Annotated in this window: 1 pseudogene (only partly in view); it reads right to left on the bottom strand. The window is 39.8% G+C overall.

The features are described from left to right. Positions 1-1,220, bottom strand: a pseudogene (gyrB, locus tag COX77_04545) (DNA topoisomerase (ATP-hydrolyzing) subunit B) (it extends 907 nt beyond the left edge of the window). Positions 1,221-1,569 lie beyond the last annotated feature (349 nt).

The following is a 1,569-nucleotide window of genomic DNA, read 5'->3' as shown; positions in this document are numbered from 1 at the left end:
TCTTCCAAGAAAGATTCCAGATAATCGGCAAAAACTGCCTCTACCGCTGGGCGCACTTCAGCGTTGCCCAGTTTGGCTTTAGTCTGCCCTTCAAACTGGGGTTCTGCTAATTTGACGCTAATAATAGCGGTCAGTCCTTCGCGAACATCATCGGAAGTTAGATTAGCTTCCTTTTCTTTAAGGAAACCGTTTTTGCGGGCATATTTATTTAAAACTCGAGTCAGAGCGGCTTTAAAACCAATTAAATGGCTGCCGCCTTCCATATTATGAATATTGTTGGCGAAAGCATAAACCACTTCCCTAAAATCAGCCGTATACTGAAAAGCTACTTCTACATTAATATTATCTTTTTCCTTATTAACATAAAAAACTTTTTGCTGTTTAATTTCATTATTATTGTTCAAATGCCTGATATAAGAAGCAACACCGCCTTCAAAATAAAATTTGTAACTTTTTTTGTCGTTGGTTCGCTGATCATAAATATTGATTTTGATGCCTTTGGTCAAATAAGCCTGCTGACGCAAATGATCAACGATAGTTGACCAGTCAAATTCAGTCACTGTAAAAATTTCCGAATCCGGCAAAAATGTCTGCGTGGTTCCGGTGTCATCTGTCTTAGTTGTTCCCACTACTTTTACTTTACTGGTTGGTTTGCCTTTTTGATATTCCTGAGCGTAAATTTTTCCGTCACGTCTAACTTCAGTTCTCATCCAACTGGATAAAGCATTAACAACCGATACACCTACACCGTGCAGGCCGCCAGAGACCTTGTAGCCGCCTCCTTCGCCGAATTTACCCCCAGCATGCAAAGTAGTCATTACTGTTTCCAACGCTGATTTCTTACTGACTTTATGCCTTTCAACTGGAATGCCCCGGCCATTATCTGAAACAGATACTTTACCTTCGGGTAATAACCACACTTCTACAGTATCGGCAAAACCAGCCATAGCTTCGTCAATGCCGTTGTCTACGGCTTCCCAAACCAAATGATGCAAGCCAGTAGAGGCCGTATTGCCAATATACATACCTGGTCTTTTTCGGACTGGCGCTAAACCTTCCAGGACCATGATATTTTCCGCTGTATAACCCTGACTTTTACTCTTTTTATCTACTCCTTTAACAACCGCTTTTTTAGCAGATTTTTCCGCGCCCGCAATGCCTCGCTTGCGTGGCGGGTGAGTTACTAGTTTTTTTGCTTTTTTTATAGCTTTTTTAGGCATTTTAAAATTAAAAATTAAAGCCCCCTTAGCTCGTATTTACAACTCTATTTTAGCATAAAATCAAGGAAAAAACAAGCTACTAAAACCCCATCTAACCCCTCCCGGCCTCCCCTTGACAGGGGAGGAGTTTTAATAAAATAAAGTCCCCCTGTTAAGGGGATTTAGGGGATTAGAGAGGGTATAATTGACACCTCTTTTAATCTATGATAATTTGCACTAATGAATTAACATGTACTTTCAAATTTACAAAAGAGGTAAATCATGAACAAAAAAATATTTGCCATGATAATAATACCAACTTTGTTGGTGCCGGTTATTTTCTTTGTAATCGTGTCCTTGGAATTTGCGC

This window comes from Candidatus Komeilibacteria bacterium CG_4_10_14_0_2_um_filter_37_10 (assembly GCA_002793075.1).
Lineage (GTDB): Bacteria > Patescibacteriota > Patescibacteriia > UBA1558 > UBA1558 > UM-FILTER-37-10.
The sequence above is the reverse complement of the archived record's forward strand: the minus strand, read 5'-3'. Positions and strand labels throughout refer to the sequence as shown.